6 protein-coding genes and 1 pseudogene are annotated in these 5,933 nt (G+C 73.0%); 1 reads left to right on the forward strand and 6 read right to left on the reverse strand.

The annotated features are described in order from the left end of the window. The 6 genes and pseudogenes from VF665_RS01630 to VF665_RS01655 all read right to left on the reverse strand — a co-directional run. Positions 1–351, reverse strand: a pseudogene (locus VF665_RS01630) (hypothetical protein); the annotation flags it as partial. Beyond that, positions 348–2,342, reverse strand: coding sequence for a penicillin-binding transpeptidase domain-containing protein (locus tag VF665_RS01635; RefSeq protein ID WP_331051655.1), 1,995 nt, complete (start codon positions 2,340–2,342; stop codon positions 348–350). The gene VF665_RS01635 and the pseudogene VF665_RS01630, both read right to left, overlap by 4 nt. Continuing rightward, entirely contained in the window at positions 2,339–2,734 is a 396-nt protein-coding gene (locus VF665_RS01640; RefSeq protein ID WP_331051656.1) for a hypothetical protein, read from the reverse strand. Before VF665_RS01640 ends, VF665_RS01635 begins: the two co-directional genes overlap by 4 nt. Beyond that, positions 2,731–3,672 (reverse strand): 16S rRNA (cytosine(1402)-N(4))-methyltransferase RsmH, encoded by a 942-nt coding sequence (gene rsmH / locus VF665_RS01645; protein WP_331051657.1) that lies wholly within the window; start codon positions 3,670–3,672, stop codon positions 2,731–2,733. The genes VF665_RS01640 and rsmH overlap by 4 nt, the downstream gene beginning before the upstream one ends. Beyond that, on the reverse strand, positions 3,669–3,872 hold the full coding sequence (locus VF665_RS01650; RefSeq protein ID WP_331051658.1) for a hypothetical protein: 204 nt from the start codon (positions 3,870–3,872) through the stop codon (positions 3,669–3,671). Before VF665_RS01650 ends, rsmH begins: the two co-directional genes overlap by 4 nt. Before the next feature lie 23 nt (positions 3,873–3,895). Next, entirely contained in the window at positions 3,896–4,327 is a 432-nt protein-coding gene (locus tag VF665_RS01655; protein WP_331051659.1) for a division/cell wall cluster transcriptional repressor MraZ, read from the reverse strand. 196 nt (positions 4,328–4,523) lie between these two features. Between VF665_RS01655 and VF665_RS01660 the strand changes: the two genes are divergently transcribed. Next, on the forward strand, positions 4,524–5,510 hold the full coding sequence (locus VF665_RS01660; RefSeq protein ID WP_331051660.1) for a diacylglycerol/lipid kinase family protein: 987 nt from the start codon (positions 4,524–4,526) through the stop codon (positions 5,508–5,510). Positions 5,511–5,933: the final 423 nt, after the last annotated feature.

Consider the following 5,933-nt stretch of genomic DNA (forward strand, 5'->3'; position numbering starts at 1 on the left):
CACGAGCGTCATCTGCGCCCACGGGTCGCCGAAGAACTCCGCGGCCGCGAACGCCGTGGCCCGCCGCCCGTCCGTCACGGCGATCTGCGGGATGGGGATGGATGCGTCCGCGCGCTCCACCGTCGCCCCCGCCGCCCCGGATTCCGCCACGGCGGGGAGAAAGCGATGGCTGTCGCTCGCCGTCCCCACGACGGCGCAGAAGAGCGTCCCCGCCTTCGCCGCGCGCGAGTCCCCGGTGACGTCATCCACCTCACGCGCCGCATCCGCGGTGGACAGGCGGCTTTCCGGACGCAGCAGCCCCTCGCGCTCCAGCCGCGCCTCGATGGCGCCCAGCGTGGTCCGCCGGTTCATCGAGCGTCTCCCTGGATGACGACGGTGTCGCCGCGAGTGGCGGTCTGCCCGGCGGCCGGCAGCGTGCCCGCCACCGACCCCGCGCCGCGCACGCGGACGTGCATCCCCAGCGCGTGCAGACGCCGCGCGGCGTCGCGAAGCGGAAGGCCGGCCAGCTCCGGAAGCGGCACCGCGCCGCCCGCCGGGGCCTCCCCGCGCGCCACCCCGTCCGTCTGCACGAACACGTACACGCCCTCGGAGCCCACCGGGGGCGCGTCCTCGCGCACGGGGCCGGGCGCGGCGGGCGGTGCCTGCGCGGGAAGGCGCGTGGCCAGCAGGCTGCGGCGGTCCAATCCGGGAGACCGCGCGGCCAGAATGGCCTGCAGCGTTTCGCGCGTCACGGGCGCGGCGGTCAGGCCGCCGTAGTAGGCGCCGCTGGGCCGGTCCAGGCGCACCAGGATGGTGAGCTGCGGATCGCGGGCGGGAAAGAATCCCACGAAGGTCGCGTTGTACTCCCCCGCGACGTAGCGGCCGTTGGCCCCCGTCCGCCGCGCCGTCCCCGTCTTTCCCGCCACCTCGAAGGTCGAAAGCGAGGCGCGCGTCGCCGTTCCGTCCTCCACGACGGATACCAGGACGTCGCGGATCTGGTGCGCCACGCCGGCGGGAATCACGCGGCGCACCTCGCGCGGGTCGCGGCGCTCCAGCGTCTGCCCGTTGCGCCCGCGCACCTCGCGCACGAGCCGCGGCTCCATCAGCGTCCCCCCGTTCGCCAGCGCGCTGTACGCCAGCGCGAGCTGCAGCGGGGTGACGGACATCTCGTATCCGGTTGCCAGCGAGGCCGGCGTCATGGCCGACCAGCGGTCCGGGCGCGGCAGCCGCCCCGACGACTCGGTGGGGTACTCGATCCCCGTGGGCGTGCCGAACCCGAAGTCGCGCAGCACGCCGAACTGCTGCGCGGGAGTCAGCCGCGGCGCGAACTTGACGAGGCCGATGTTGCTGGACACCCGCAGCGCGTCGCGAAGCGTAAGCCAGCCGTAGGGATGCACGTCGGTGTGCACCCGGCCGGACGGGTCCGCCCACACGCCGTTCTCCCCGTTCACCCGCTCGCCCAGGTTGGCGCGGCCGGTGGACAGGAGAGTGCTGACAAAGAAGGGCTTGAGGGTGGATCCCGCCTCGTACGGCTCGATGAAGGCAGATACGCCGCGCGCGCCGCCCTGCCGCTTGCTGACCGCGGCGAGGATCTCCCCCGTGCGCGGATCCAGGAGAAGGAGGTCGCCCCCCTTGGCGCCCGTGCTGTCGATGGCCTCGCTGAGCGCCGCGTCCGCGATCTCCTGCAGGTCGAAGTCGATGGTCAGGTACACGTCCCCCCCATCCACCGCGGGCGCCACGGGGAGCGCCACCGACGCCTCCTTGCGCCCCCGTCCGTCGCGGCGAAGGATGCTGAACCCGTCGCGCCCGCTCAGCATGCTGTCCAGCGCCTGCTCCATCCCGCCCAGCGCGCGCCCGTCGCCGCTGATGCCGCCCAGCACCTCGCGCCCCACGCTGCCCTGCGGGTAGAAGCGCTCCAGCCGCCGCTCCCAGTGAAAGCCGCGCGCGTCGCCCAGCGTGCGCCGCTGGTCCGCCGTAAAGCTGCCGGGAAGCACCACCCAGCGCCGCCGCGGGTCCGTCGCGCGGCGCGCGCTGGCGCGGGGAAGCTTGAGCACGTCCATGAGCGAGCGCACCGCCTCGTCCCGCTCCGCCAGTTCGTTGGGCGCGAGGGAAAGGCGGAACGTTTCGCGGGTGAGCGCCAGGGGAACGCCGTCGCGGTCCAGAATGGCGCCGCGGCGGGCCGGCAGCGCCACGCGGGCCTGCTGCTGCTCCGCCGCTTCCGCCCGCCACTTCGCCCCTTCGAACCCCTGCAGCTGCACGGCGCGGCCCACGACCAGCACGGCCGCGATGCCGATGGAGGCCACCAGAAGCCGCCGCCGGCCGCGCAGCCGCTCTTCCGTATCCCACGCGGTGGCGCGGCTCACGGCGCCTGCTCCATGGCGGAGGCGGCGACGGGAAGCAGGATCACTTCTTCATCCCGCGCCACGTGCAGCCCCAGCCGCTCGGCGACGCGGGTGATGCGGGCGCGGGTCTGCAGCGCCTGGATGCGGTTGCCCCACTCCACCCGCTCGGCCTCGGCGATGGAGGTCTCGGCCTGCACGCGCCCAAGCTCGCGCTGCCGGGCCACGCCTTCTGTCTGGCGCCACACCACGGACGCGAGCGAGCCCGCGACGGCCAGGACGAGAAGAAGGCGGCCCAGCGCGGCGCGCCGGCGGGCGCGGCGCTGCGGATCCACCGTGCGCGGCGCCTCCCAGGGCGCGGCGCCGGGACGGCCGCGCGCCGGGCGGCGGGGAGAGGGGAGCGCGTCCGTGGTCACGCCGCGCTCCATCCACGAAGGTGGGCGCTGCGCGCGCGCGGGTTCGCGGCGATTTCCTGCGGGGTGGCGCTCATGGGTTTGCGAGTCATCAGTCGTCCCAGCGCGCGCCCCCGGCACCGGCACACCGGCAGCCCGGGCGGGCACACGCACTCCTGGCTCCAGTCGCGGAACGCGTTCTTCACCAGGCGGTCTTCCAGCGAGTGGTAGGCGAGCACGGCAAACACGCCGCCGGGCGCCAGCGCCTCGCGAAACGCGTCCAGCGCGCGCTCCAGCGCCTGGATTTCACCGTTCACGGCGATGCGCAGCGCCTGAAAGATGCGCGCCTTGTCCGCCGCCTCGGTGCGCGGCCCCAGCGTGCGGGTGATGGCGGAAAGGAGCTGGTCGCTCGTGGCGAACGGCTCCACCGCGCGCATTTCCAGGATGATGCGGGCCAGCTTTCGCGACCGCTTTTCCTCGCCGTAGCGGTAGAACAGGTTGGCCAGCTCCTGCTCGTCCATCTCGTTCAGCAGGTCCGCCGCGCTGGGTTCGCCGGCCGTGGCCTGCGCCATTCGCATGTCCAGCGGCGCGCCGGGGCGAAAGGTGAAGCCGCGCGCGTCCCGGTCGATCTGGTGCGACGAGATGCCCAGGTCCAGCAGAACGCCGTTCAGGGTGCCGGGCGCGATCCCCGCGGCCTGCACCGCGTCGGCGAAGTTGGCGCGGACGGGGGTGAACCGCTCGCCGAACCGGGCCAGGCGCTCCCCCGCCTCGGCCAGCGCGTCCGGGTCGCGGTCCACCCCAAAGAGCCGCGCCGCGGGCGCACGCTCCAGCAGCGCCTCGGAATGGCCGCCGCCGCCCAGGGTTCCGTCCAGGTACGTGCCCCCGCGCTCCGGCCGCAGCAGGTCCATGACCTCGCGCACCATGACCGGCGCGTGGTAGCCGGTCGCATGGGGAAGGGTCACGCGGCCGCGAGGGGCGCGGCGTGGGCGCGGGTCACCACCGCGCGGCAGCAGCGGCAGGTAAACCAGTCGGTGCCCAGCCAGTTGCGCAGGGGGTCCACGGCCTCGAACGGGCCGAAGTGGCGGTCCAGGCCGCAGGGGATGGCGCCGCCCGGACGTGCGGGCGACGGGGCCGGTGCGGGGGTCCGGGGCTGAACGATCATGGCGTGACGCGGGGGTTGTGAGGTCAGCCGAAGATCTGGTGCGTAAAGCTTTCCGCCTCGGCGACCGGCTCGGCGGTGGCCGCCAGGAACCGGTCCGGGTTCCACAATTCGATGCGGTCGATGGCGCCCACCACCAGCGCGGAGCCGGCGATTCCCACCGCTTCCTGCAGCCGCGCGGGAACCATGATGCGCCCTGCCTTGTCGGGCGCCACTTCCACCGCGTTGGCCGTCACGCGCAGCACGTACGCGCGGGCCTGCGGGTTCCGGCGCAGCATTTCGCGCAGGCGGGCTTCCACCTCGGCCCAGGTGTGCTGGGGATACAGGGTGAGGGCGTCGGGAAAGGCATGCACCAGGACCATGGGCTCGTCCCCGCCCTCCCGCCGGAACGGTGCGGGAAGGCTCAGCCGGCCCTTTTCGTCGATCTGGTGCTGGTAGCTGCCGAGAAAGCCGTTCACCGGGTCCTGTCAGGCGGGTCCGCCACACTCTCCCACACACCCCCACATCATCCCACTGTGCCCCACAAGGTAATCCGGATCTGCCCGCGGTCAAGGCGAAGATACGCCGAACTGCGGGGGCGCGGGGTGGCGGAGATCTTGCTTCGGGCGGGGTGGAAGTCCGCACACGGACCCTCACTCCGGCAGGCGCTTTCCCGTGCACATCTCCGTCATCATCAACCCCCGCGCGCCCGAGGCGGTGGACGCCATCCGCGCCGGGGTCCTGAAGCTGCGCGAAGCGGGGCACACCGTTCATCCGCGCGCCACCTTCGAGTCCGGCGACGCGCACCGCTTTGCGTGGAAGTCGGCGGAGTACGGCGCCGACCTGGTGGTGGCCGCGGGCGGCGACGGCACCATCAACGAGGTGGTGAACGGGCTGTACGACTGGATCGAGGAGCAGCCGGGGGACGGGCGCCCCAACCTGCCGCGGCTGGGGATCGTGCCGCTGGGGACGGGGAACGACCTGGCGGGGGGGATGGGGATCGAGACGGGCGACCCGGAGGCGGCGGTGCTGGCCTCGGTGGAGGGCGTGGACTACCCGGTGGACGTGGCGCGGGTGAACGGGCGCTACTTTCTGAACGTGTCCACGGGCGGGATGGGCGCCGAGGCCACGGAAGAAACGTCGGGCGACCTGAAGCGCGTGCTGGGGCCGGTGGCGTACGTGGTGACGGGGGTGCGCAAGTTCGTGCAGCTTCGCGAAACGCGGGCGCGCTTTCTGTCCGACGGCGAGGTGCTGTACGAGGGCGGGTTTCTGCTCTTTGCGGTGGGCAACGGATGGCGCACGGGGGGCGGCAACTGGGTGACGGCGGCGGCGGACCCGGCGGACCGGCTGCTGGACGTGTGCATTGTCCAGGAGATGAGCCACGTGGACGTGGTGCGCATCGCCCCGCTGATCCGCGCGGGCAAGCACGTGCACCATCCGCAGGTCACCTACCGCAAGGTGCGGGAGCTGGTGGTGGAGGCGGAGGAGGAGATGACGGTGAACGCCGATGGTGAGCCGCTGCATGCCCGGCGGTTCGCGTACGACCTCGGCCCGCACCAGCTCACCCTCGTGGTCCCCAAGGTGCCCGAGGCGCCGAGCAACCCGGACGAGGTGGAGGGCTCGGAGGATGCCGAGCACGTCCCGGCGAGCGAGCCGAGGTAGGTGTTGGGGGTGAGGTCGAGTCCGAACCTGGACGTCTGACTGCTCAGGCCGCGGCGGCTGAAAGCCTGCTGAGCGAATGAATTCGCCGCAACAACTGCGGAAAGTCCCCCCAGACAGACGGGGGGACTTCACCTGCCTGGAACGGCACGGGGTCGTCACGCAGATCAGAACGTCGCGGGCCGGTGGCATCCCTGAGCGGATAATCCGCCGCTCCGACAGCGGTAAGCCCCGACCCGTGGCCGCTGTCGCGTCCACGTCCGGGGCTTCAACCGCGCAGGGAACACAGCGCGGGCGCCGGTTCGCCGCGTGCGGCGCAGTTGGAACAGGCGGAAAGCAGATCCTTCGTCAGCGCCACACGGCGGTGCGGCCGCAGGTTCGGCCGGCGCCTCCTCAGGATGACCATTCCTGGGTGCGCCCCACTCC

The organism is Longimicrobium sp. (genome assembly GCF_036387355.1).
GTDB lineage: Bacteria > Gemmatimonadota > Gemmatimonadetes > Longimicrobiales > Longimicrobiaceae > Longimicrobium.

What these genes read in the sequence shown, in the direction of transcription:
- VF665_RS01650 (WP_331051658.1), bottom strand. Translation starts at nt 3,872, where the DNA reads ATGATCGTTCAGCCCCGGACCCCCGCACCGGCCCCGTCGCCCGCACGT.